This is a genomic window from Achromobacter sp. ESBL13, from assembly GCF_036668755.1.
Taxonomy (GTDB): Bacteria; Pseudomonadota; Gammaproteobacteria; order Burkholderiales; family Burkholderiaceae_B; genus Achromobacter.
In genome coordinates this window covers 487,250-512,562 of sequence record NZ_JAZEVT010000001.1, presented here as the reverse complement: position 1 = coordinate 512,562, position 25,313 = coordinate 487,250, and the positions used below count along the sequence as shown (strand labels likewise).

Genomic DNA, 25,313 nt, shown 5'->3' with positions numbered 1-25,313 from the left:
ATTGGCCTGAATGACAACGCAGCCTTCGGAACACTTAACTCGTTCCCCCCCTACCAAGGACCCCGAACATGAAACGCTTGATTCTTTCGACCCTGACCGCCGCCATCCTCGGCGCCTCTGCCATCGCGTCCGCCGACAACCTGTCGATCGGTTTTGCCGACCCGCTGTCGTCCCTGGACCCGCAACTGAACAACCACGCCGGCGACCGCTCGGTGGCCCTGCACTTCTGGGACCTGCTGATCGAAAACAAGTGGAACAAGCTTCAACCCGGCCTGGCCGTTAGCTGGAAACCGCTGGACCCCACCACCTGGGAATTCAAGCTGCGTGAAGGCGTCAAGTGGCAAGACGGCACGCCCTTCACCGCCGACGACCTGATCTATTCCTACACCCGCGCGCGCGCCGTGCCGGGCAGCGTGGCAACGTACGCCGGCTACCTGCGCACCATCGACACGATGACCGCCAAGGACCCGTTGACCCTCATCGTCAAGACCAAGGCGCCCAACCCCGACCTGCCGCTGAACCTGGCATCCGTGCACGTCGTCAGCAAGCACGTCGGTGAAAAGTCCACCACCGAAGACTACAACTCGGGCAAGGCCATGGTCGGCACCGGCCCGTACAAGTTCGTGTCCTACACGCCAGGCGACCGCGTCATCATGGAACGCAACGACGGCTACTGGGGCGACAAGGCCACCTGGGACAAGGTCAACTACCGCTACATCAACAACGCCGCCTCGCGCACCGCCGCGCTGTTGGCGGGCGACGTGGACGTGATCGACAAGGTGTCGGTGTCTGACCTGGCCAAGCTGCAAAAGGCCGCCAACATCTCGGTGTACCCGTACGACGGCCTGCGCGTCATGCTGCTGCAACCCAGCTTCAACCCCGCGCCCAACCAATACATCACCGACAACAACGGCAAGCCGCTGGACAAGAACCCGCTGCTGGACCTGCGCGTGCGTCAGGCGCTGAACCTGGCCATCAACCGCAAGGCCATTTCGGACCGCATCCTGCAAGGCGCGGCCACCGAAGCCAACCAGTGGATGCCCAAGGGCACCATCGGCTACAACCCCGACGTAAAAGACATCCCCAACGATGTCGCGCAAGCCAAGAAGCTGCTGGCCGAAGCGGGCTTTCCCGACGGCTTCAAGCTGACCATGCACGTGCCGAACGACCGCTACCCGCAAGGCCCGGAAACCGCCCAAGCCGTGGCGCAGTTCTGGACCCGCGTCGGCGTGAAGACCCAAGTGGAAGTGGTGCCATGGGCCGTGTACTCGGGCCGCGCCAACAAGAACGAATTCGCCGTCAGCATGCTGGCGTGGGGCAACGGCACGGGTGAAGGCAGCTACGCGCTGGTCAACATCCTGGCCACCGTCGACCCCAAGAAGGGCCTGGGCGCCTCCAACTGGGGCCACTACTCCAACCCCAAGGTGGACGCCGCGCTGGAACAGTCCACGTCGGAATTCGATGTGGCCAAGCGTGAAGCCATCCTGCGCGACTCGGTCAAGCTGGTGTCGGACGACGTCGGCATCTTCCCGCTGTTCCACTACAAGAACATCTGGGCCACCAAGAAGGGCTTGAAGGTTACGCCGATGACCAGCGACCGCACGGCCGCCATGATGGTCACCAAAGAACCCGCCGCCGCGGCCGGTAAATAAGCCATGGCGCCGACCCTGACCATCACCCCCGCGGACGCCTTGATCGACGTGCCGCGCCAGATTCGGGTGGAAAACGTAGCCCCCGGCCAAACGGTCGAGATCAGCGCGCTAACCCGCCGCAACGGCGTGCTGTGGCAAGCCCACGCCGCCTACACGGCGGGCGAAGACGGCGTGGTCGACCTGACCCGCGACGCGCCCATCTCGGGCGACTACACCGGCTTGTCGCCCATGGGCCTGATCTGGTCGCAAGCCCCGGTGGACTCGCCCAGCCGCGAACACTTCAACCATCCGGTGACCGATGCCTTGGTTACCGACGTGGTCGCACGTGTGGCGGGTGCGCAGGCGCAGGCCACGTTCACGCAACGCTTGGCGCTGGACGGCGTCACGCGCCACGAGGTCCGCGAAGAAGGTCTGGTCGGCACGCTGTACCTGCCGGCCGGCAGCCAGCCCGGTTCGCACCCCGCCGTCATGATCCTGAACGGCTCGGGCGGCGGCATCAACGAACCGCGCGCGGCGCTGTATGCGTCCCGCGGCTACGCCGCCTTTGCGCTGGCGTACTTCAAGGCGCCGGGCCTGTCCGACTACATCTCGAACACCCCGCTGGAATACTTCCAGACCGGCCTGCGCTGGCTGCGCAAAAAGGTTCAACCCAAGCACGACTTCGTCGCCATCAGCGGCCAATCGCGCGGCGGTGAACTGGTGCTGCTGCTGGGCGCAACCTTCCCCAAGGAAGTGTCCGCCGTCGTCGCCTACGTACCCGGCGCCGTCGTCCACAGCGGCCAAAACGCCTGCGACCCCAAGATCGGCCGCGAAGGCCCGACCTGGCTGCTGGGCGGCAAGCCCATCCCCCACGTCTGGGAAAACAACCGCACCGCCACCTGGGCGCCGTTTGACGAAGGCCCATCACCGCATCGTCACGAGAAAGCCATCCTGACCGCACTGCAAGACCCCGATGCCGTCGCCCGCGCCCGCATTCGCGTGGAAGACATCGAAGGCCCGGTCATGCTGCTGTCCGGCACCGACGATGGATCATGGCCGTCCAGCCTGTATTCGAAGATGGTGCAGGACAAACTGGTCGACGTGAAACACCCCTACCCCGTCGAATGGCTCGACTACGAAAACGGCGGCCACTCGATCCTGTTCCCGTACGTGCCCACCACCCAGCTCGTTTACGCCCACCCCGTGTCGGGCAAGATCAGCACCAGCGGCGGGAATCCGAAAGACAACGCACGCGCCGACCAGGAATCGTGGGAAGGCGTGAAGAAGTTTTTGGACGCGGCGGTGAAGGCGCGGGCGGCTTCGGCTAATTCGGCTGCCGCACATTCGGCAAGCACTTCCGGCAACGCCGGCTGATCAGACACCAAGGAGAACATCCCCATGGCACAACAACCCATCGTCTATGACGCCGTCAATGATCTAGTCGACAAGCTCGTCGGCCTGACGCCCGGCAGCAAAACCTATGAGGTCCGCCACCAACGCGAAAAAGTCGCCGCCGCCACGCAAGGCAGCTACGACGCCCTGTTCGACCCGGCACTGCCCGGCTTGTCGCTGGCCGAACGCCTGCTGGTCGCGCTGTACGCCACCCGCATCAGCCCGTCGCCGCTGCTGGCGTCGCACTACCGCGCCCGCTTGGCGGAAACGGACGCAGCCCCCGCCGACATCGCCGTCGCAGAATCCGGCAAGCCGTCAGACGCCTCCACCCCGCGCCTGGCTGCCGCGTTGGAATTCACGCGCAAGCTGATTGAAAACCCCGTCGAAGGCGACGAAGCCGCGCTGAAGACCCTGCCCGCAGCAGGCGTCACCACGCCCGCAGTGGTCACCCTGTCGCAACTGATCGCGTTCCTGTCGTACCAGACCCGTCTGGTCGCGGGCTTGATCGCGATGAAAGACCTGGAAGGCCAAGCCCCCCGCGCCGCCGCCGTCCCGCCCGCGCCCTTCGAACCCAACACCGCCGCCACCGAACCCGGCGCCGTCATCAAGGCCCACGGCTTCACCAACGAAGTGCTGGAGTGGAAGGCATGGCTCGACGTCGTCAACGTCGACACCGCCACCCCGGAACAAGTCGCCGTCCTGGAAGAAAGCCACCCCAAGGCCAAGGTCTCGGACTACTACCTGTTCCTGGTCCACCAACCGGAAATCCTGCGCCAGCGCTCCACCGCCTTCAACGCCATCATGTACGCCCCAGGCGGCCTGTCGCGCGCCGAACGCGAGCTGGGCTCCACGGTCGTCTCGCGCGTGAACGGCTGCGTGTACTGCGCATCCGTCCACGCGCAGCGCTTCGAACAACTGGCCAAGCGTAATGAAGTGATCGCGCAAGTGTTCGAAGACCCCTACACCGCCGGCACCACGGCGCGTGAACTGGCGATTGCCCAGTTCTCGATCCAGATCACCGAAGCCCAGGCCGACGTCAACGCCAACAGCATCCAGGCATTGAAGGATGCAGGCTTGAGCGAAGGCGAAGTGCTGGACCTGCTGCACTCGGACGCGATCTTCGCCTGGGCAAATCGTTTGATGCTGAACCTGGGCGAACCGGTTTTTGCCACCGTAGGCTAAGACCCGCTTTACCGCCGCCCTGTGGGCGCGCCAGTTTTCGTTAAACTGACGCTTTCCGCGCCACTACGCGCCCCGCCATTAGCGGGGCGCTTTGCCTTCCCCCATGTCAGAAAAAACCCACGACATCCGCCCCGGCCAGTCCGTCGAACTGCTAAAAGCCCTGCACATCCTGACCCGCGACGGCAAGATGAACCAGGACAGCCGCCGTAAGCTCAAACAGGTCTATCACCTGTTTCAGTTCATCGAGCCGTTGCTGAAAGACGTCCAACAAGAACGCGGCGCGGTCACGCTCGCGGATCACGGGGCTGGTAAGTCGTACCTGGGGTTCATTGTGTATGACTTGTTCTTCAAGGAACAGAAGGATGCCGTCGGGAATGGGTCCCATATTTATGGGATTGAGACTCGTGAAGAGTTGGTGAAGTCGTCAGAGGAACTGGCGAAGCGGCTCGGGTTTGAGGGGATGTCGTTCTTGAATCTGTCTGTGGCGGAATCGATTACTTCGAGTCGGTTGCCGGCGACGATTGATGTGGTCACTGCGTTGCACGCTTGTAATACGGCAACGGATGACGCGATTCACTTTGCGTTGGAGAAGAAGGCTAAGTACATCGTGGTTGTGCCTTGTTGTCAGGCCGAGGTGGCTTCGGTGTTGAGGAAGAATAAGGGGAAGGCGCTGGCTGATCCGTTGGCGGAGATTTGGCGGCATCCACTGCATACGCGGGAGTTTGGAAGCCAGATTACGAATGTGCTGCGGTGTTTGCAGCTGGAAGCGCATGGGTATCAGGTTAGCGTGACGGAGCTGGTCGGGTGGGAGCATTCGATGAAGAATGAGCTGATCGTGGCGCAGTATAGGAATCTGCCGACCAGGAAGCCTGCGGAGAGGTTGACTGAGATGTTGGAGAGGATTGGGTTGCAGGAGTTGAAGGATCGGTTTTTTGTGCCGGTGGCCGGGGCGGCCGTCGCTGAATAGGTATCTGCTTGGCTGATTGGCATGAACCAGAGATAGCTTTAGCTGGTGGTGGACTGCTGATCCTTCTCTAATCAGTAGTCCGCGATTGCGCTTTCCTTAGAGAAAGCGTGATCAATTTGGCACGGAACCGCATCGCGTCCGTCGCCTAACGGGGCATACTCGCCCCGTGGTCCAAAGGATCGCCCGGGTTGACAGCCGGAAAGACAGAACAAGTGGCCGCTGCAATGGCGGCCTCCTTTCTTTCATCGCGTCAATTACACCGGAGCGCCGAAATGAGCGACCACCCTTTTACCTATGACCGATGGGCCTTGCCGGATGATCCGGAGTTTGGTGTTGTTCGGTTTGATGATTTGCGGAAGATCGAGCGGGCTTGCTTGGGGATTTGGGCTATTGCGAGGATTGTGGGGAATAGTGCGAAAAAAATGAGCCTGTGGCTACGGAACCCACGCCGCTGCATAGTTGGGTGGTATCGAATTTGATGGGCGGGTTAGAGAGCCTGTGCGATCAGATTGCTGATCTGGTGGCAAGCGCAATGGATGAACCGCCGTTAGATCCCTTATTCTCCAAGGCGAAGACTTCGACGCAATAGCGCAGTCCTGTCAGCAAGGGCAGAAACCACTGTCCGCGAGTCGGCTTACGACCCATATGGGACCTTGCGTCGTTCCTTAGGCAGCGGCTCGCCGGCGAGCTAATCTGCCCCTCGGAGGACAGCGCTCGGAAGCGACAGGTGGAAGAAATTGAAATTCACTAGCGAGGGATTGCTAGTAAAGAAATTTCTTTCCAGAGGCCATCCTCTGAAAGAGTGAGCTCAGATCGAACTCTATTCATCCTGTCTGTAAATCGCCTTACCGGCTTATAGATCCACCCATCATCACCCTTGAATCGCTCGACAACACCGTGTTTCATAAGGAGCTTCAGAATTGATTCAGCTAGTTTGGGACTGTACTTCTGCCCATATCCCCCCTTGAGTAATGCTGCTTCCTCGCGACCTGCGCCGGGTTGAAAGAAGATCTTGTGAACTATTGCCAAAAACAGCTTCTGCGCAGAGGTGAGGGGACTCTCTTTGATACGGGCGGAATTGGAGAGACGTTCGAATGTTATGACTTCTGGACTTTTTATCCAGGCGGGAAGTCCGTTTTGGGTCGATACCCCAGTAACCGAAGAAATGATACAGTCTTCAAGAATGAAATAGTCGGCGGCAGTGATAGGTGTGCGATCGAGGATCAGGACGTCAATCTCTGATTGCCGAATTGTCAAGTTGGATACCGTTCGATCATTCAGTGCCAATATCGGCAGTGTTGAAGCGCTGAGCGTCAACGATCTAAAATCGAGCGGTTCGCTGCCATGTAGGCATAGTGCCGATACGATTTCACCCAATCTCTTCGTATTTTGACTTGCCCCGAACTTATGTAGATAGGAGAAACTGAGCTGATCGAGGTCGTAACTCCGAATCATCTGCGCGGCGTGAACTGTTCCCAATAGCCTTAACGACTGAATCCATTGAATTGAGCCAGAACTTTCCGACATGGAGACAATGTCAGAAATCAACGCGTCGGCCCGCAACACATCGAGAACATTTGGATCGATGAACTGACGGTCAGGCGACTCAGGTTCAATCCGCCCGAGTGTGCACATCCGCGAGAGAAGCTGCCGGCCGCTTTGGTCCGGTACCGAGCCAACAACTGAGTGGTATGCTGAATCAATGTCAGACGGCGTAAGTCGCCCGGTGAAGGTGCTCGAATATCTCGTTTTTGCTGCCAAATATTGGAGAATGATCTGGATCGTCTGCGGAGCGATGGAGCCGCCGACACCCTTTGATTCACGACGGCAGACGGCGTAGATAAAAACTGACCAAAACTGGAACTGGCCGTACTCTCGCTGCAGAAGGGACTCGATATCCTCTTTCTCAAGTTCTACTAACATTTGAAAGACGAGAGGCTTGCGCGGCAGCCATTCAGGAAGCGCTGCCTTTATTCCCAGTGCCACCAGATACTGTCCGGCTTCAGCTTCGGAGAATGTGTCAGGCACCTGTATGCAGGCAAGATCACGTGACTGTGAAAGTCCCAGACTTTCGATCATCTCCACATTTCCATCAAAGAAATGTGAGCGTCCGGTGATCAGGACACCAGCCTGGCTCTTCTGGATCAGGTCTCTAACCCCTTGAACAGCGCGTTTTCGCAGCGCCTTTCGGTCCTCGATTCTCGTATCATGAATCTGTGTTCCTATTTCGTCGAACCCATCAAGTAGAAGGATGAGATGCCCTGAGTTGAGTAATCTCATTACGTTGTCGACGGAATTTCCTAAGCCAACATTTCCAAGGTGTCCTGCGACTATTTCTAGCGCACTAGAGCTACTCCAATGGTCTCTCAGATTTATCGCCAGTGGAAAGGCGCCAGAGACCCTGATATCCGCTCGTAACTTGTTATATACCTCTCTGACACAGCGACTCTTTCCTGTGCCGTAGTCCCCCGACAAGACGATATGCGCACCGCGTTGCAGCAGCGTGGTGATTCCGTCAATCGTGAAGGTCTTGTCTCGCTCAATATCAATATATTCGACAGGGATAAATGCTCGCGTGTCGTTGGCTCCTGTTTTTGAGTCAACGGCGCTGCCGAAAGGTAGTGCACTCCGTAACGTGTCGTAGCTCTTGAAGTCGAAGAAAGCACGCTCGAACTCTGCTGCCGAGCAGACGGTGATGTGACTATTCCGGCCGGCTTCCACCATGCTATCCGTTGGCTCCGATTCAAGAACCACAAATCCTCTGCAAATGAGGCCTTGAGTGGCGAGTCTGAGCTTGGATGGAATAATTTTGTTTAAATCATCCCTCACTTTCTGTAGTGATCTTTCCTTTGTAATCTCGATGATTATCAGTTCGTCAGCGGACACGCGGCAGACGCCGTCGAAATCGACGCCATCGATGTGTTCCGGCTTGCAAACAGCCGTCCAACGCAGATTCGCGATACCTCGAACATGATCTTCGAGCGACTTCCAAGTTTTGGTCATGAGTGGTGGTATTCCGTGGCGAAGGAGTTTGATTAGGTGTTACTCACGCGTTAAGCGGCTGCCGCAGAGGGCCGTCGATTATATTGACACTCGTGCCATCACACTTAGTCATCCGCAGCCAGTTCTCAAGAATCTAACTCTAGATGCCGGATGAACGATGTGAAGCACTTCACTTAGAAAAAAAGGTGTCAGACTCCAATACCGCAGCGGACTCAGATGAAATTGCAGCCTGGCACCTTAAATCCAGCTCCTATTTTTTCACTAGAGCTTCAAGACGGCGAATATTCTCCGGATAGTTAATTACGTAGACTCCAAACGCATGCGTCATTGAGGAACGGTGTGCCAACCACCTCTTCAAACCCCATCCCAGATCAATCAGGTCCGAAATCGCGAACACGAACTCTAGCGTATCAGTAATGAACGCGAATTCCGTAAAGTTCTCCTGATAGTCGAACGCACCCTCGGTTCCGTGTACATAGTGATTTCGACATAAAACTGCATGATGACATGGCAGAAGTAAGTTCGGAAACCTGCCGTCAGCCGCTGCGTTGACTTTATGAGCAAGGTGCATAACTTTGTCGCGAAGACTAGCTTTACCAACACGCCCTAAGGCAGAGAGAACAGATTGCTTACCAAAGCTAGCGGGTAAGTCCGTAAATATCTTACGACATTGAATCACTGCTTCCCTCAAGGGATCATCGATATCCCTAGTTCTCGGTACGTGACTTTCTGGAAGCAAGTCGAACATGTTGGCAGCGCCGACAATGCGGTCGATGCTATACCCACTGAAAAATGCGGTTGCAAACCGCTCCCTCGGATCACGCATGGTCTCCGAACTGTCGATCCAACGCATAGCGACCTGAGAAAACTCGTCGGGGCGCTGATCCGGAGCCAGAAGACTATCCCTTAGACTCGCCTTTGACTCACCATTCACGCGCTCATTGCACAAGCTCCAGTACAGCCTCGCCATCTGAGCTAAGTTGTGTTCAGTATCTTTCGGAGGGTGATCCAACTCCAATTCAATCCACTGATAGCGTTGCCGATGGCCTAGGCTCAGTTCGAACAACCCATGAAGAACTCGGAGAGCATGGAGCGCCTCATTCAACCTCTTGGGCTCTGTAAATTCTATATTTATGGTGACTTCGTTGCTGATACCGATTCCCGCTGCATCGCCACTTGTTTGGGAGGTGCGGTTCGTTAGCGCGATGTTCCCAACGCCACATTGAAACGCTATTATTTCCCACAACCCGCTGAAATAAAGTAGACGAGGGTGTTCGCCGATTTCAGGTTTGAAAGGAAATATCGACCAACCGTGCTTCTCCGCCAGCTTTTGAGAATGCCTGTGGTCCTCCTCCAGGATACGAAGCGTCTCATCTATATTGAGATCCAGCGACCGAAAAGTTTCGTATCCGCGTAATAGGCTACTGACGTTGTCGAAGTGATAGCGTACCGCTCGGATGACATGCTCATCTGAGCGAATGAAACTTTCACCCACGACAATATAGTTCGGGAAGAATGCGCTCTCGCATTGTGAATCTTCATCAAAGCGGTGCCGTGTTTTTCCTTGAATCACACAATCCAGAAGAGACGCCTTTTTTCCGTCATTTAGCGTTCCATGGATATCTGTGTATTCAACCTCGGGAGATGGCCAGAAGCTCTTTCCGATAAGCTTAACGTTGCTCTCCGCACCCGCGATCATAAGATGGCCAGCGAATTGGGGCTCAGTCGAAAGGAACACGCTATTGTATTTTTCGTGCGTCTGCATTTATATATTAAATCTTAAATACCCACTGACAAGGGCACCCCAAATCAAGCGCCATTGATTATCTAACTTTAACTATCCTTGCGCCAACGCTGAAACAGTGCCAACGGCCCAATCACACTGAAATGAAATATAGGAGTCGGACCACATTTTCAGCAGAAACTCACAGCTTGACACCTTAACCATCCAACGAGACAAAAAATCATAGCTCGGCATGCATCTGAGCCTTCATATCTTAAAGAGCGCCTCGCCGGTTAAGTGCACCCGCGAGTTAAGGTGTCAGACTGCAATTTCGCAGAATCTAGATAGCAAAATTGTGACTTGACATTAATCGTTGCGCTCATATTCTTGGGCGTGGGCGGCTTGGCTTGCTGCCTCTTTCCTCATGCTCTGCCGGCGATACAAAACGATGGAAAACATCGGCCGAGGCCCCCATTAGGTTTTGCAGAAGAAGTCTTTGGCTGTATGAAAGGTGCGCATTATTTCTTAGCACATTGACCGTCCGGATGATGTCGTCCGGCGTCAATGCTGCAAGCGTCTGCTCAGGAACTGCATAGAGCAAGACCAAAATTCCGTTGCGCAGGTCATCAACTGCAGTGACCGCTCCATGAACTCGCCCGAAGAGATCAGCAGCATTCGTTCCATGTGGACCATTCAACCAATCCAGAAGAGACTCGTGATCATTCGCACTTGGCACACGCCCCGGTAACGGCGTTGGCGTTGACCTCTTCACCAACGCTAACGTAGACCTTGCCCACGCCGGAGGCTGCGGACGCTGATGATATGGCAGAGTCTCAACCGCGTTATAGGCATACGCAAGAGGTACTCCAAGGCTCTCAAATCGCATCGCAATGTCATGCTGGCTATCATCGAATGCGGGAAAGATGCCTTGGGCAACATCAAGTTCCTTTATTTCCAGAGCGATGAGATCAGCATTGTCTAATAAGCCAAAAAGATCTCCGCAGTACTTCCGCAGATTCTCACCCTGCTGATTTGCGTAAGGTGGGAACAGCTGCAAACTTCGGTCTTGACAATAAACCTGAAGTGCACCTGCAATTGCCGATTGGATTTTGTTTTCTTTACCTTTACCCATGAGCGATCCGAATATTAGTCATGCCGCACTGTGATTAACCGAGTTTTGCATCATACGTCCTGGCAAGATTTGTCAGACTACATTCTCACCCTCGAAATTGGGGTCTGCTAAATATGGGTGTCAGACTGCAACATCGCTGATCACCAACTGCAAAATCGCGGTCTGACACCATTTTTTTCATTAATCCTCTGTGTCATCTCTATCGATTATCCGATACAGCTCAGATGCTGACATGCCCTTTAGGCGAATGGTCACCCCATTCGCTGGCTCCAAATTGACGCCGCCAGTCACCGGATCAAACAGAATAATATAATTATCCGTAGAAGCAACGTGTCGACCCTCTCCTATTAGCACTCCATCCTTCCACAAGGATAAGCATGGCGTTAATCTTGCGTCCTCAGAAGGCTTACGCCGAGACGCCACATCGCTAGCTTTTATTCTCAACCTCTCTTCGCGGCTACTTACAGGAGCGCAATACTCTGCATCCACAATCCAACCGTGAAGGTAGTCATTTGCAATGCCATACCCAATAGCAGGTATTCCGGCGAACAAAATAAGCACGAACCCCATGAAACAAATACACAACCAGGGGATTGCACTGATAATTAGCCATGGAATTAGGCACCGTTTTTCCTTAAACAGCCATCGACCAAAGCGCACCACGGCAATTGCACCGAGAATTCTTCGATTCGGTCGATAGCTTCTGTCGTCATTTTGCTTTCTTCCGTGCACAGCGACTGCCCGGTAGGGCAACCAGAGCGCGGTAATTGCGGCTCCCGCACCGCAAGCAAGTAGTGCAATCTGCGTAAAGTTCTTCGACTTCGACCAGCCGTCCAGAGACTCCAGTCCTCCCGCGATAACGTGACCACCCAAATTAAGCAGATCTAACGGCGTGTTGTAGGTCATCTCCCTTGGCACACCGAAGATGCTCTCAATGGCGAATGCGGCTCCAAATCCGAGCAAAGAGAGGATGACGGCGCCAACCAGTACAAGCACTGGCGGCACCATGATCAGGAACCTAAAAAGGACCTTTATTAATTTCATTTTCCGAGTACGCACGTCGCAACTGACGACTCCAAAGTTGGATTGGAAAGACCCGGCCTAGCTTTAGGCTGCACTAGGAAGTTCAATCAGCGTCTTCACGTCCAAAACATAATCGCCTCCTGGACTGGCGGCGACTACCGTTGCGACATCATCTTTAGCTGCTACGCCAGAAGCGTTCACAGCCGTCGTGTTCTTCAAGCTGGCCAGCTTGCTTTGCAGCCCGGCAGAGATCGCACTCGCAGGATCTTCGATGCCGTTTTCTTTGACGATGGCATTACCTTCCGACACCATGGCGGCAGCGCCAAGCATCGCGAATGCCGCCTTGCCAGCGGTAAAGGCAGTGAAGTCGGGCTGGCCATAGCGGGCGGAAACGATGGATTTTCCTTCCAGCTTGCTCAGGGAATCTTGGGAGATCGGTGCGTGCTTGACGGTCGTGCAAGCGCCGAGGGAGAGGACAACTGCTGCTGCGATAGTGATACGGAACATCAACATCTCGTTCTAAGGTTGCAGGATAGAAACTCTCTATCTCGGAAAGCGCTTGTGCGCGCGTTACTCCGAGTCCCAACCGACGATGCGGATTGTGCTGTCCCGTGCTTGGGCTGCTCTTGCGGTGTGATGCCCGCCGACCTTGCCAAAGCTGATGCACAAGCAAACCGCAAATGACGACTTGGCTTAACGAATCGATGCTGATCGCGTTGCCCTGAAGCAAGGCTTCAGGGGCCAAGGTCGGCCAAAGATTCCAAATGTTACCTTAGTTACTAACTTTGATCTACGGCAGATCTAAAGCTCCATGCAGGCGGCCATACATGAGCAGATATCGATCTGATGATTGCGCTCGTTCTTTTCTTAATGGGAATGTCCCTAAGCTAGGGCCTCAATATCCGCCGAGCTTTCCTCTCATTTCCCCTCCACCCGCCCCCATCTCCCCGCAATCCCCTCCGCCGCCGCCTTCATCCTCTCCACCACCATCCCAATTCTCTCCGCCCCCAACCTCTCCGCCATCGCCGTCACCGTAATCGCCCCCAGCGCCACCCCTCCCTCCGTCAACACCGGCACCGCCACCGCACTAGTCCCCGGCATTAACCCCATTGCCGCATGCGCAATCCCCTCCCTCCGCGCCACCTCAACCCGCGCAATCACATCCTCCACCCGCTCCCCCATCACCTCCAGCCTGGCCGCATTCCCCCGCACCAACTCCACACTCTCCTCCCTTCCCAAACTCGCCAACAACGCCACCCCCGACACGCCGACTCCCAACGGCCGTCTAACCCCCACCTCAATCGACAGCACCTGTATCGGATGCCTTCCCGTCCGCCGCCCAATACAAATCGAATCGTGCCCATGTCGAATACTCAAAAACACCGTATCCCCCACCTGATCGGCCAGCTCGCTCATATACGGGTCTGCCAGCGTCAGCAGCGGAAAGCGCCTTGTCCTTGCAAGCCCCAGCAAACTGATCTCTTGCCCGATCAAATACCGTCGCGTTTCTGAATCCTGTTCAACCGCGCCCTCTTGCACCAGCGTCTTCAGCAAGCGATGCACGGTGGGCCGATTCAAGCCGGACATGCGTTCCAGATCCACCAGCCTTACCCCGCGCTCTTGTCCGCAGGCAATCAGGCGCAGCAGCGCCAAGGCCCTGCGTACCGTCTGTGCGCCGGATGCGCTTTTGTCTTCTGATTCGCTCACGTGGCCTCCGGTTTGATAATGGATTTGGGCGTTTGCTGAATACCGCGCTTGGTGACGATGGGGCCTAGCGATGCGTAGTTCGGCCCACCGATGCGGCAGATGGGGCGTAGTAACGCGGTATCGATCTTGCCGTCTTGCAGCAGGCCATCGCGTATATGGAACATCACCACTTCGCCCACGAAGAACTCCGCGCCGGTGTCGCCAAACGGGGTGACGCTATGAAAACGGCATTCCAGGCTGATGGGCGCGGCGGCAAGTCTGGGGGTGTCGATGACGGCGCCGGGAAGCACGCTTAAACCCAGCACGTGGACTTCGCTGACTTCGGGCGGGTGTTCTTGGGCGCTGTCGTGCAGGGGATCAAGCAGGGTTTCGTCGCCGACGTTGACGACGAAGTGGCGGTTGGCCAGGATGTTATCCGCGGTGTCTTTGCGTTTGCCGGCTTTGCGGCCGATGTTGACGCCGATCATGGGCGGTTTGTTTGAGACGAAGGTGTAGCAGCTGAACGGCGCCAGGTTGACGCCGCCGTGGGCGTTGACGCTGCTGATCCAGGCGATGGGCCGTGGCACGACGATGCCGCTCATCAGGCGGTAGGTTTGTTCGGGGTTCAGGTCGCTGGCGGGAAAGTGCATGATGGGTCTGGCTCCGTAGTCCGGATATTGAACATTCAACAATGAATAAAACCGCGTGCGCAATAGGCGCCCAGGGTAATTCTGCGGCGAAACGCGATCACGCCAGAAGCCGCCCGCAAAGCAACCTGCCAAAAGAGTCCAATATCCGGAACTTTTCTTGAAATTCGGATTGTTCAGCGGCGCGGGAATTTCTAGAGTGTCGTCAAACACAAACAAACAAAACGTGATGACACGACCAGGAGACAAACCATGACTCGCAATACCCTTCGCGCCTGCGCCACGGTGGCGCTGACCGTTCTGACTTCCATGGCGCACGCCGCGTGGCCCGAGAAACCCGTAAAGATCGTGGTGCCCTATCCGCCGGGCGGCAATGTGGATGTGGCGGCGCGGCTGATTGCGCCGGGCTTGCAGGCGGCGTTTGGGCAGCCGTTTATTGTCGAGAACAAGCCGGGTGCGGGCGGCATGATTGCCGGCGAGCAGGTGGCGCGGTCAGAGCCCGATGGCTACACCTTGTTCATGGCGGCGAACGGGCCGCTGCTGTTCTCGCCGCTGATTTTTAAGCGGGATGCGTACAAGTGGGACCGGGACTTTGCGCCGATCAGTTCGGTGTCGTACACGCCGCTGGTGTTGCAGGTGAAGCCGAGCGTGCCGGCGAAAACGCTGGCTGAGTTGCTGGCGCTGGCGAAGAAGGAGCCGGGCAAGCTGAACATGGCGTCTCCGGGTGCGGGGACCACGAATCATCTGGTCAGCGAGCTGTTGCAGTCGTTGACGGGCGCGCGTTGGACGACGGCGCAGTACAAGGGCAACGCGCCGGCCACGACCGATCTGTTGGGCGGCCAGGTGGATTTCAACTTTGATCAGATTTCGGTGGCGCTCCCGTATGTGAAGGAACGCCGGTTGCGCGCGTTGGCGGTGACGACGGCCAAGCGCGTGCCGTCGATGCCAGACGTGCCGACGTTTGCGGAAGCGGGCGTGCAGGGCATGGAGGCGGCTACGTTTACCGGGCTGCTGGCGCCGAAGGGCACGCCGCCGGATGTGCTGAAACAGTTGAGCGAGGCGCTGACCAAGATCCTGGCGCAGCCGACGATTATCAAGCGATTCGATGACCTGGGTGCCGAGGCGCGCGGTAGTACGCCGGAGGAATTCACGCGCTATCTGGCAGCGGAAGACGCGCGTTGGACGCCGATCATCAAGCGTGCGGGCATCACGGCGAACTAAAGCCGGACCGCAGCCGCCGAACCACAGCCTGGCCTGAGCCGCCATCAGCCACGCCCTGACAACCGAACGCATCGCGGCCTTGCCTGGTCATGGACGCGATGCAGCCCCACCCTCTTCTTTGCAAACGGAACCCGCCATGAGCAGACGCAGCATTTACGCCGAAGGCTTCAGCCACAAGAACCCCATTCCGGCCGCGTGCCGGATTGGGCCCATGCTGTATTCGGGCAGCATCCAGGGCACCGACCCCGCTACCGGTGCATATGGCGCGACGTTGGAGCGCCAGTGCGAACTGATGTTCGACCACGTGCGGCGCATTGTGGAAGCGGGCGGCGGCACGCTGGATCACGTCGCGAAGATGACGGTGTGGATGCGCGACCGCAGCCAGCGCGCGGCGCTGAATGCGGTGTGGCTGCAAGCGTTTCCGGATGCGGATAACCGCCCGGCACGCCACACGATGCAGGCCGATCTGGATGGCGACAAGCTGATCGAATGCGATTTCGTGGCCGTGATCGGCTAAGGGAGACAGACAATGACTCAAAGCCAAATGACTCAAAGCCAAAGTTCGCAGAATCAATCCGTGCAGAATCCAGCGTCGCAGAAGCAAGCGCCGCAACATTCCCCTTCGCAGTACCAACCCTTCAATCCCCGCCCCACTGCCCCCGCTACCCGGCTGCCGCCTAAGGCCTGCGATAGCCAGTTTCACGTGTTCGGCTCGGCAGACCGATACCCGGTACGCCCCGGCGCGGCATACGAGATGCCCAGTGCCACCATCGAGACCGCGCTGGGCCTGCACCGCCTGTTGGGCATCGAACGTGGCGTGATCGTGCAGGCCACGACCTATGGCGCGGATCATCAAGTGGTGCTGGACGGCCTGGCCGCCGCCGGCCCGTCGTATCGCGGTTGCGCGAATGCGGTGGTGCTGGCCGAGCGTGACGACGCCTACATTCAGAAGCTGCACGATGCAGGCGTGCGCGGCGCGCGGTTCACGCGGCAGGGATTGGGTATCAGCATGGCGCCGGCTGTGTTTGACCGCGCCATCGCGCGCATTCGTGAACTGGGTTGGTACGCCAAGTTTCAGCCGGAGCCCGACGGCATGATGGCGCAGGCGACGCAGTTTGAACGGCTGGATATTCCCGTGCTGCTGGATCACATGGGGCGTGCCGATCCCACTGCGGGCGCGGCAGATCCGACTCGGCAGTTGTTGGAGTCGTTGCTAAGTCGCGGCAACTTCTGGGTGATGTTGTCGCTGACGGAAAAAATCTCACGCAGCGGCCCGCCTTGGGACGACGTGACGCCGCTTGCGCAAGCGCTGATCGCCGCCAACTCCGACCGCGTGGTGTGGGGCAGCGACTGGCCGCATCCCGTCTCCACCAAGCCCACGCCCGACGAGGGCCAGTTGGTGGACCAGTTGGCGCGCTATGCGGGCGACGCCGCGACGCTTAAGAAAATCCTGGTGGACAACCCCGCTCGCTTGTTTGGATTCGACGAATGAAACTGCTGACTTATACGCATGAAGGCCGCACGCACTTTGGCGCGCTGCGTGGCCAGGACCAGATCGTGGCGCTGGATGGGCATGGTTATCACAGCCTGCGCGCTGCGCTGGAAGCCGATGCCCTGCCCGCGCTGGCCAAATTGGCGGACTCGCTTCTTGCCACGCACAAGCTAAACGACGTGCGGCTGTTGCCGCCCATACCCTCGCCAGAAAAAATCATCTGCGTGGGCGTGAACTACGGCAAGCGCAACGAGGAATATAAAGACGGCAGCGCGCCGCCCGCCTACCCCAGCGTGTTCCCGCGCTTTCCCGGTTCGTTCGTGGGCCATGGTGAACCCTTGCTGCGCCCGCCGGAATCCGAACAACTGGATTACGAAGGCGAGATCGCCATCATCATCGGCAAGGCCGGACGCCGCATTGCCGCCGAGGACGCCTGGAGCCACATCGCCGGCCTGACCTGCCTGAACGAAGGCACGGTGCGCGACTGGATCAAGCACGGCAAGTTCAACGTGACGCAGGGCAAGAACTTTGACGCCAGCGGCTCGATGGGGCCGTGGATGGTGACAGCCGATGAGTTCGATCCCGCCGCGCCACTAACGGTGACCACGCGCGTGAACGGTGAACTGCGCCAGCAAGACGCCACCGACAACCTGATGTTCCCGTTCGCGGAGTTGATCCGCTACATCTCCATCTGGACCACGCTGCAACCCGGCGATGTGATCTCCACCGGCACCCCCATCGGCGCAGGCGTGCGCTTCACGCCGCCGCGCTTCTTGAAGCCGGGCGATGTGGTCGAGGTGGAAGTGGCCGGCATCGGCGTGTTGTCCAACCCCGTGGCCGACGAAGCCGCCGCGTACTGATCAGGAGCTTGCCATGCTTAACGACGACGACCGCGCCCGCGCGGCCAGCCTGCTGCTTGAAGCCGAGCGCAGCGGCGTGCCCACCACGCAGTTGGACCAGGCGTTTCCCGGCATCGAGATTGCGGATGCGTATGCCATTCAGCAACGCAATATCGACCAGAAGATTGCCGACGGCGCCAAGCTGCGCGGCCATAAGATCGGCCTGACGTCCAAGGCCATGCAGAGCACCGTCGGTATCGACGAGCCGGACTACGGCCATTTGCTGGACACGATGTTCTTTCAGGACGGGCAGACCATTCCCACCGACAAGCTGATCGTGCCGCGCGTGGAGGTCGAGCTGGCTTTCGTGCTGGGCAAGCCCTTGCGCGGCCCGGATGTGAGCCTGTTCGACGTGCTGGATGCCACGGATTATGTGGTCCCCGCGCTGGAACTGATCGACGGCCGCAGCAAATACCCGCGCCGCATCGTGGACAACATTGCCGACAACGCGGCGTGTGCCGGCATCGTGCTGGGCGGCCGGCCGGTGCGTCCGATGGATATTGATCTGCGCTGGGTCGGCGCCCTGCTGCTTAAAAATGGTGTGATCGAGGAATCCGGCGTGTCGGCGGCAGTGCTGGGGCATCCGGCGTTGGGTATTGCGTGGCTGGCGAACAAGCTTGCCCAGCACGACGCCGGGCTGGAAGCCGGGCACATCGTGCTGGCGGGGTCTTTCACACGCACCGTTGCGGTGAAGCGCGGCGACACGCTGCATGCCGACTACGGCAAGCTGGGCAGCATCTCGGTGCATTTTTCATAAGGCGGCGCGCATGGAACTTCCCATCAATACCTTTAAACGCGCGCTGCGTGAACAGCGCCATCAAACCGGGCTGTGGGTCACGCTTGGGGCTGCGAACAGTACCGAACTGGTCGCGGCCAGCGGCTTTGATTGGCTGCTGCTGGATACCGAGCACACGCCCGTGGTGCTGCCGACGGTAATGGCGCAGTTGCAGGCGGCTGGCGCGTATAAGAGCCATCCGGTGGTGCGCCCTTCTTGGAATGACAAGGTGCAGATCAAACAGTATCTGGATATCGGCGCGCAGACCTTGCTGCTGCCGTATGTGCAGAACGCGGACGAGGCGCAAAGCGCGGTGGCCGGTATGCGTTATGCGCCGCGCGGCGTGCGCGGTGTCAGCGGCACGATGCGCGCGACTCGGTATGGGCGTGTGGCGGACTATATGCGCCGGTGCGAAGAGGAATTGTGTTTGCTGGTGCAGGCCGAGACGGGCGAGGCGCTGGAGAACCTGGACGCGATGATTGCGGTGGATGGCGTCGACGGGGTGTTTATAGGCCCCGCGGATCTGGCTGCCAGCTTGGGATATCCCGGCGAGCCGCAGCATCCGAAGGTGGTGGCCGAAGTGGAACGCGCCATTCGGCGGGTACGCGCGGCAGGCAAGGCGCCGGGCGTGTTGACGGGGGATGAGGCGCTTGCGCGGCGCTATATCAAGGCTGGGAGTTTGTTTACGGCGGTGGGGGTGGACGCGGCGATCTTGGTGCGGCATTGCGATGCGTTGGCGGAGCGGTTCACGGGAATCTAAGGCCGGCGTTTATCGGCACGGCGATCCTGTCTGCCTCGTCCTGGGCGGAACAAACCCTGCTGGGCCACATTTGGCCCGATCAAGCCAAATTTGACCCGCTATAACTCATTGATAAAGCACTGCTAATTTTTTAACGGGCCATATATGGCCCGTTTTGCGTTGGAAATCCCGGCCATTCCGGGTGATTGGCGCAACGCAGCGCGGGCGGCGTCGCGCAAATAGCCCATAAGTCATTGATAGCGTTGACGGTTTTACTTTTCCCTGCCGGCATGGCACGGATATTGCATTAGTCCTCACAGCACTTCGTTTTGAAAGCGCCGGGTCGATTCATTTGCGACGCTGGGCGCTACTGAATGGCGTGACGTGCTTTACACGCCGAATGGATCGCGGAGTTGATGATGAGTTCGCATGCAAGCTCTTTCGCCCACCAGGCTCGGCTGGCGGTGTTGGAAACGATGGCGGTGCCGATGGGTACATGCCGCGCTTGCGAGCGCAGCGGAATGCCGATCCTGTTGCTGCGCGATGCGCCATTGCCGCCAAGATCCTCGCCGTCTTGGACATCTTCGTCAACGTCGTTGCCGTTCGACCCAGAACAAGACCGCGTACGTATCGATATGCAGCCGGGCAACTATCGCGTACTGCGCGAAGGGTTTGTGTATGTGCTGCTGGATCAGGAAATCTGGCATGCGTATCAAGTGACCGCCGACGGGCACATGCGCCAATATGACCCGTACCGAATGCCCGAGGGCACTCCCCGCCCGTTGTCCAAGGCTTGCACGGGTGTAGGGCACGACATGCGCGCTTCGTTCATACACGTCGACACCGCGGTCTACAAGGAAGCGTGGATCGCGTTCTCGCAAGATCGGTGGCCTGAGCCGGTGTTGGATGCCTACAAGGCGCAGACGGCGCCATCCGCGCGGTTCTTGAAAGTGGATCTGGCAACGTTGCGTGACACGCCGCAGACGGTATTGCACGGGTTGAAATTCGCCGATGGGTTTCTGACCGATCACGTGTGGGAATACCGTTACGACGGGGAAGATTTCGGCAGCCGACATGCCGTGCGTACACGTACCCCCAGGTTTGTGCCGTTGAATGATTACGTCGACGACATCGCAAAGACGCAAGGCCTGCCGCAAGGTGTGCCGGTATTGGCGTTGCCCGATCCGGTGGGCGTGGTGTTGGAATTCAATCAACAACGCCATTTGCTGATTAACGACCGGCTCGCGTGGGCGGGCAATGCCGAACGGCAGTATCTACTGTTCACATCGGCGGCGCTGGTGCAGATCAGAGAATTGGAGAAGACCTGGGCACGCACGCAAGCGGTACAGGAAGTCGAAAAAGAGATCGAATACCGCCGACAACACAATGACCATCCCGTGCTGGGCACGCGTTCCCATTTACCGCCGGTGGATGTCCCACGCGAAACGGAAATCGCGGCCAAGCGCATCACGGCCGAGTATCACGAACGCCTGGAACAACGCTACAGCGAGCCGCGTCGCAAGCAGTTTCAGGACATGCACGATAAGGAATGGCAGCGTAGGCAAGGACTGATAGATACGATGGCGGCCCGCTATGTCGCATGGCTGCAATCCCTGGCCTGGCTGCGCATCGCGCGATACGACTACTCGGCTACCGATCCGCACTCGGCAGCGGCGTACACCAAGATGGTGGCAGCCTGCCTGGACGGCGGCCCCAGCGAAGCGCCGCCGGTTGATGGCGCGGATCTTGGCCCCACGCAGCAGCTGTGGAAAGCCTTGCTCGAAAACCCCGACAGCATTCTGTATCAGGCGCTACTGGCCAAGAACGCCCGCCTGCTTGAAGGCCTGCGTCCCACTTTTACGGAAGGCTTCGAGGCGAATGATTCCGGCAAGCTGTATGCCGCAATCAAAGACGTGATGGCCTCGCAGGAAGGCGAAATGTACCTACGCAGCACCGTCAGGGACGCGGTGGGCCAACTGCAAGGCGCGATGGTCAACGCGATATTGACGATGGACGCACGGGCGCAAGAACAGCTTCTACCCGTGGCCGCCACGGTGCATCAAGCCGCCCTGCTGCTATGCGAGCGCGTCCAAATGCTGCGCGTTCAGATCGAACTGACGCTGGGCGAGTATCAGGAATTACTCACCCGGCAGATGCGCCAGGAATACGACAAGGCCGCAAAGGAAACCGGCAAGAAAGCCCGTGCGCTGATATTCAGCGGCATGCTGACCCTGCCGGGTCCGGCACAGAACCACATATTCAAAGCCACGTTCTGGGTGGCGGATAGCGCTGAAGGACTGAAAAACAAGCTAACTGCAATGTCCAACGCCACGGCGGAGACTCTGGAAGGCAGTTGGCGCAGCGTGGTGGTGGGCATTGGCGGCCTGGAACCGAAGGCACATGCGATAGCCGGGCAACTACGGACCACTGCTGCGGATGCAAAGCTACGCGCGCATACCGCCTTTGTTGGAATACGCGGGATGGCGAACTTGGATTTGGCGTTGTCCATGGGCGCGTTGTTCTTTCAGCAAGATGGGCTGGCAGGAAGCCTGCAAGACCTGGAGCGCGTGATGGGAGACAAATACCCAGAAGCCGTCGCGGGCGTGGCGGCAAGCGCAGTGGGGGTGGTGGGCGTCAGCATTGAAGCGACGGGGTTGGGAATAAGAAGCGTGGCCCGGGCGATGGAGAAAGCCTCAATCGCGGACGTACGCGCGATGAACGCGTTGGCGCTGGGCAAAGGGATGATTCGCTTTGGCGGCGTGACAAGTGCTCTGTCGGGTGTGGTTGAGGGGGTGCAGTTTGGAATTGCCGCAGTACGAGCAATGCGGTCTGGCGATGGCGAAGCACGAGACAGCTATATCTATGCTGGCATCCTGTCGGCCGCCTCCGGCTTGGCAGCAACATACGCGGCTTGGGCGAGCGCCTCCTCATTGCTAGGACCGCTTGGATGGGCTATCGCCCTGGGTATGCTGGCCTACGCAGTTTCCATTTCTGCTAAGGGAAGCGAGTCAACGGCAATCGAACAATGGGCACGCCGCTGCTACTTTGGAAACCATGACGAAACGCCTTCCATCTGGTGGAACTCGGCCAAATCGGTCCCTAGCATCCCGAGGTACGCGAGCGAAGACCTAGAAACTCAGAAAACTATCGCGGCCAATATTGACAAGGATATAGCCATTAGCGCGCTGAATGCTGCGTTGATCGGGATGCAGACAGATCTCGAATTTCGTTTTGCACGGCGATTATCTACGTTGCCAGCCATCGGCGCAGGAATGCAATGGGGAGCCACGCTCACTTATCACGTCAAGCTTCCCATGTGGGATCCGAATAAGTCGGGATACGCCATGACTTTGGCATTGAAGCGCTACTCGCCTGAGCAAATCGTAATTGCAGAGCATCACAACTCACCCAGGATTGGCGAAATATCTGACCACCCCAAGCGCCCCGGATATCGAATAGACGACCAAGCAACGCGTCGACCTACCAGAGACGCGGGTGTACTGGGCGGCTCGCTTTTGCTTGATATCGGCGAGGCTGATATCGAATTTGCAACGCTTCGAATCAAGTACTGGCCAGATATCGCTGATCCAGGAGGACACGCCGAAGTAACGGTGATCTCTACTCGGTAATGCATATTGAGCGCTGCAAAAATTGCACAAGATTCAATCTAGGAAATTAATGTCGACCAAGAATCTCCCCACGCGCAACGGACCTACGTTAGCTGCCCCACATCCAGGTTGGGTCTGCGACCTCACCTTGCCCGGAGAATCCGCACCTCGGCTAGACGGCCCGCATCCCCCGCTCCCCATCAATTCGATGAACAACATTCACTTGGAAATCAGCCGCAGAGGGCAAAAATTGCGCGGGCTGATGCTCATCCTGTCCTTGGTCGGCATTGCGTGGCTCGTATTCGCAGTGCCGAAAATCATCATAGGCAGGACAGGGTTTTCTCACTTTATAAAAGCTATACCGATTACGGTCGGAATGCTTTGGTGGACCATTTTTATGATTCGGGTCGATACCGCCATTCCCCGTGACGAACCCATCCGCTTCAATCGCTTGCGCCGCGAGGTCTACGTCTACAGCTTCCACTACATATGGTGGAACCCCTTCGCCCGCTGGTACGTCACAACCCGCGCCTACAACTGGGACGATCTTCGCGCCGAAGTCTGGCGCCAACGCGGCGCCACCGCGCAAGGCGGTTTGATCTTCACGTGGGGTGTATCCATCGCCGTCGTCAAACCCGGCACGAACCAGGTCATTGATCGCTTCCCCTTAAGCGTCGGACAAGACGAGGGTAGCTCCTGGGATTACGTCCGCGCCTACATGCAGCACGGACCCGACGCATTGCCTCCCGTGGAGACGTTCAACGATCCAGACGAAGTGCCGCCCTACAACCTTGCGCTGCGTCTTGCGCCCAAAGTCCGGTGGCCGGCGCAAATGGATGCGGAGTCGCGTAGTGCGCCTAGATAGAAAGATGGAAACCTTGATACCGGGTTCCGCGCCAGTGACCGCGCCCCAATGCGCACCTAGCTTGGCGTCCAAGTCACCTCACTTGCACAACCGCTAAAGCTGTCTGGATAACGCGGTCCGACACTTTTTTAGCTGGACATTTGTAAGCTGTCTAGCTGCCTTGTTTCCGTCGCCTCGTGCTAAAAAATACAGTCCCGTCCGGAACCTGATATCGATGACGCCACTACCGAAGCGGTATGCCGCGGTGAAACTGCCCGCCTTGTGGAGCCCGCGCCCATGAGCATCCTAGGCACCCTCGTGCCCGCCCGCAGCGCGTTGTTGGTCATGCATTATCAGACCGACATCATCAATCTGTTCCCTTCTGTCGCGCCCACCTTGCTAGCGAATACGCGCACGCTTTGCGACGCGGCACGGCGGCAAGGGATCAAGGTTTATTTCGCGCAGATTCGGTTCAGTCCGGGCTATCCCGAAGTCAGTCCGCTAAACAAGAACGGGCAAGGCATCAAGCAACTTGGCCTTTTCACGGGCGACCAGATTTCCCCTGAATTGGGCCGGCAGCCCGACGAGCCGATCATCATCGCGCATCGCGCCAGCGTGTTTTTTGGTACGGACCTTGAATTGCGGCTATCGGCACAAGGCATCGATACTTTGCTGATGGTGGGCATTGCGTCCACCGGCGTGATGCTGTCGTCGATTGCGCATGCCAGCGACGCAGACTACCGATTGTTTACCGTCAAAGACTGCTGCTACGACCCGGATTCGATTGTGCACGAGCACCTGTTTTCCACCGCGTTCGCGTCGCGCACCATCGTGCTGTCGCTGGTTGACGCGTTGGCGTTGCTGACGTAGCGCGCGGGTCCGCGAACGGCGGCACCCCATGGACGCCGCGCGACGACATTGCGGTGTAAATCACTTGGCCGGCGCAAATATCACTTTGACGGGGTTGTCCGCCTTATACGAAGCGGAACGCGGCCCGGACTTTGGATCAAATCCGGGATGCCAGGCCCGAAGCTCCGCCTCCGACAGCCATTCCAGTTGCAGTTGATCGTCGGGCGCATACGACTGGAACTGCGCCAACGCATTCACCGCAGACTGGCAGTTTTCTGATACGCCGGACTTCAGGACCGAGACCTGGGTTTGCGAAGTCGATGACATGGCGCCCGGCTCAGCGCATTTGCGAACTTCTACATGGTATTGGCCCTGTAGCGAAGGCAGATCCACAATGATTTTGTTTGGCCCGCATCCCGCCAAGAGCGCGGTCGATAAAGCGAAGAGTGCAAAACTCTTTATCATTAAGCTACCTTGAACTTTTCAATGGATTCAGACAA

21 protein-coding genes are annotated in these 25,313 nt (G+C 58.1%); 13 read left to right on the top strand and 8 right to left on the bottom strand.

Annotated features, from left to right (window positions below; all coding sequences use genetic code 11):
* Window positions 1-68 precede the first annotated feature (68 nt).
* The 4 genes from V6F88_RS02360 to V6F88_RS02345 all read left to right on the top strand — a co-directional run bounded on the left by V6F88_RS02360 (window position 69) and on the right by V6F88_RS02345 (window position 5,172).
* Window positions 69-1,652: an ABC transporter substrate-binding protein gene (locus V6F88_RS02360; protein WP_332607740.1), complete on the top strand. Its 1,584-nt coding sequence runs from the start codon at window positions 69-71 to the stop codon at window positions 1,650-1,652.
* Window positions 1,653-1,655: 3 nt separating this feature from the next.
* Entirely contained in the window at window positions 1,656-3,005 is a 1,350-nt protein-coding gene (locus V6F88_RS02355) for an acyl-CoA thioester hydrolase/BAAT C-terminal domain-containing protein (protein WP_332607739.1), read from the top strand.
* A 24-nt stretch (window positions 3,006-3,029) separates the two neighbouring features.
* Window positions 3,030-4,205, top strand: coding sequence for a CMD domain protein (locus V6F88_RS02350; RefSeq protein ID WP_332607738.1), 1,176 nt, complete (start codon window positions 3,030-3,032; stop codon window positions 4,203-4,205).
* Window positions 4,206-4,308: 103 nt separating this feature from the next.
* Window positions 4,309-5,172 carry a class I SAM-dependent methyltransferase gene (locus V6F88_RS02345; protein WP_332607737.1) on the top strand — a complete coding sequence of 288 codons (864 nt, stop codon included), beginning with the start codon at window positions 4,309-4,311 and terminating at the stop codon, window positions 5,170-5,172.
* A 747-nt stretch (window positions 5,173-5,919) separates the two neighbouring features.
* Here the strand turns inward: V6F88_RS02345 and V6F88_RS02340 are convergent.
* The 7 genes from V6F88_RS02340 to V6F88_RS02310 all read right to left on the bottom strand — a co-directional run bounded on the left by V6F88_RS02340 (window position 5,920) and on the right by V6F88_RS02310 (window position 14,389).
* On the bottom strand, window positions 5,920-8,175 hold the full coding sequence (locus V6F88_RS02340; RefSeq protein ID WP_332607736.1) for a hypothetical protein: 2,256 nt from the start codon (window positions 8,173-8,175) through the stop codon (window positions 5,920-5,922).
* A gap of 250 nt (window positions 8,176-8,425) precedes the next feature.
* Complete coding sequence (locus tag V6F88_RS02335) at window positions 8,426-9,940, bottom strand: HEPN domain-containing protein (protein ID WP_332607735.1); 1,515 nt, start codon at window positions 9,938-9,940, stop codon at window positions 8,426-8,428.
* A gap of 337 nt (window positions 9,941-10,277) precedes the next feature.
* Window positions 10,278-11,030, bottom strand: a complete 753-nt coding sequence (locus V6F88_RS02330) for a hypothetical protein (RefSeq protein ID WP_332607734.1) — start codon at window positions 11,028-11,030, stop codon at window positions 10,278-10,280.
* 180 nt (window positions 11,031-11,210) lie between these two features.
* Window positions 11,211-12,074, bottom strand: a complete 864-nt coding sequence (locus V6F88_RS02325) for a hypothetical protein (protein WP_332607732.1) — start codon at window positions 12,072-12,074, stop codon at window positions 11,211-11,213.
* Between the two features lie 63 nt (window positions 12,075-12,137).
* Window positions 12,138-12,560, bottom strand: coding sequence for a hypothetical protein (locus V6F88_RS02320; protein ID WP_332607731.1), 423 nt, complete (start codon window positions 12,558-12,560; stop codon window positions 12,138-12,140).
* 411 nt (window positions 12,561-12,971) lie between these two features.
* Complete coding sequence (locus V6F88_RS02315; RefSeq protein ID WP_332607730.1) at window positions 12,972-13,760, bottom strand: IclR family transcriptional regulator; 789 nt, start codon at window positions 13,758-13,760, stop codon at window positions 12,972-12,974.
* The gene (locus V6F88_RS02310) at window positions 13,757-14,389 is read right to left on the bottom strand and encodes a flavin reductase family protein (RefSeq protein WP_332607729.1); all 633 of its coding nucleotides are present in this window, start codon (window positions 14,387-14,389) and stop codon (window positions 13,757-13,759) included. The genes V6F88_RS02315 and V6F88_RS02310 overlap by 4 nt, the downstream gene beginning before the upstream one ends.
* Before the next feature lie 249 nt (window positions 14,390-14,638).
* Between V6F88_RS02310 and V6F88_RS02305 the strand changes: the two genes are divergently transcribed.
* The 9 genes from V6F88_RS02305 (at window position 14,639) to V6F88_RS02265 (ending at window position 24,834) form a co-directional block, all read left to right on the top strand.
* Window positions 14,639-15,607 carry a Bug family tripartite tricarboxylate transporter substrate binding protein gene (locus V6F88_RS02305; RefSeq protein ID WP_332607728.1) on the top strand — a complete coding sequence of 323 codons (969 nt, stop codon included), beginning with the start codon at window positions 14,639-14,641 and terminating at the stop codon, window positions 15,605-15,607.
* Between the two features lie 136 nt (window positions 15,608-15,743).
* A complete protein-coding gene (locus V6F88_RS02300; RefSeq protein ID WP_279994066.1) occupies window positions 15,744-16,124 on the top strand; it encodes a RidA family protein in 381 nt (126 codons plus the stop codon).
* A gap of 27 nt (window positions 16,125-16,151) precedes the next feature.
* Window positions 16,152-17,099, top strand: coding sequence for an amidohydrolase family protein (locus tag V6F88_RS02295; RefSeq protein WP_332608922.1), 948 nt, complete (start codon window positions 16,152-16,154; stop codon window positions 17,097-17,099).
* Window positions 17,096-17,959, top strand: coding sequence for a fumarylacetoacetate hydrolase family protein (locus tag V6F88_RS02290; protein ID WP_332607727.1), 864 nt, complete (start codon window positions 17,096-17,098; stop codon window positions 17,957-17,959). Before V6F88_RS02295 ends, V6F88_RS02290 begins: the two co-directional genes overlap by 4 nt.
* Before the next feature lie 13 nt (window positions 17,960-17,972).
* On the top strand, window positions 17,973-18,755 hold the full coding sequence (hpaH, locus tag V6F88_RS02285; protein ID WP_332607725.1) for a 2-oxo-hept-4-ene-1,7-dioate hydratase: 783 nt from the start codon (window positions 17,973-17,975) through the stop codon (window positions 18,753-18,755).
* A 10-nt stretch (window positions 18,756-18,765) separates the two neighbouring features.
* Window positions 18,766-19,533, top strand: coding sequence for an aldolase/citrate lyase family protein (locus tag V6F88_RS02280; RefSeq protein ID WP_332607724.1), 768 nt, complete (start codon window positions 18,766-18,768; stop codon window positions 19,531-19,533).
* A 398-nt stretch (window positions 19,534-19,931) separates the two neighbouring features.
* Window positions 19,932-23,141, top strand: coding sequence for a T6SS effector BTH_I2691 family protein (locus V6F88_RS02275; RefSeq protein WP_332607723.1), 3,210 nt, complete (start codon window positions 19,932-19,934; stop codon window positions 23,139-23,141).
* Between the two features lie 187 nt (window positions 23,142-23,328).
* Window positions 23,329-23,985, top strand: coding sequence for a DUF6708 domain-containing protein (locus V6F88_RS02270; protein ID WP_332607722.1), 657 nt, complete (start codon window positions 23,329-23,331; stop codon window positions 23,983-23,985).
* A 276-nt stretch (window positions 23,986-24,261) separates the two neighbouring features.
* Window positions 24,262-24,834, top strand: a complete 573-nt coding sequence (locus tag V6F88_RS02265) for an isochorismatase family cysteine hydrolase (protein ID WP_332607721.1) — start codon at window positions 24,262-24,264, stop codon at window positions 24,832-24,834.
* A gap of 60 nt (window positions 24,835-24,894) precedes the next feature.
* Here the strand turns inward: V6F88_RS02265 and V6F88_RS02260 are convergent, their stop codons facing one another.
* Complete coding sequence (locus V6F88_RS02260; protein ID WP_223265025.1) at window positions 24,895-25,140, bottom strand: hypothetical protein; 246 nt, start codon at window positions 25,138-25,140, stop codon at window positions 24,895-24,897.
* Window positions 25,141-25,313 lie beyond the last annotated feature (173 nt).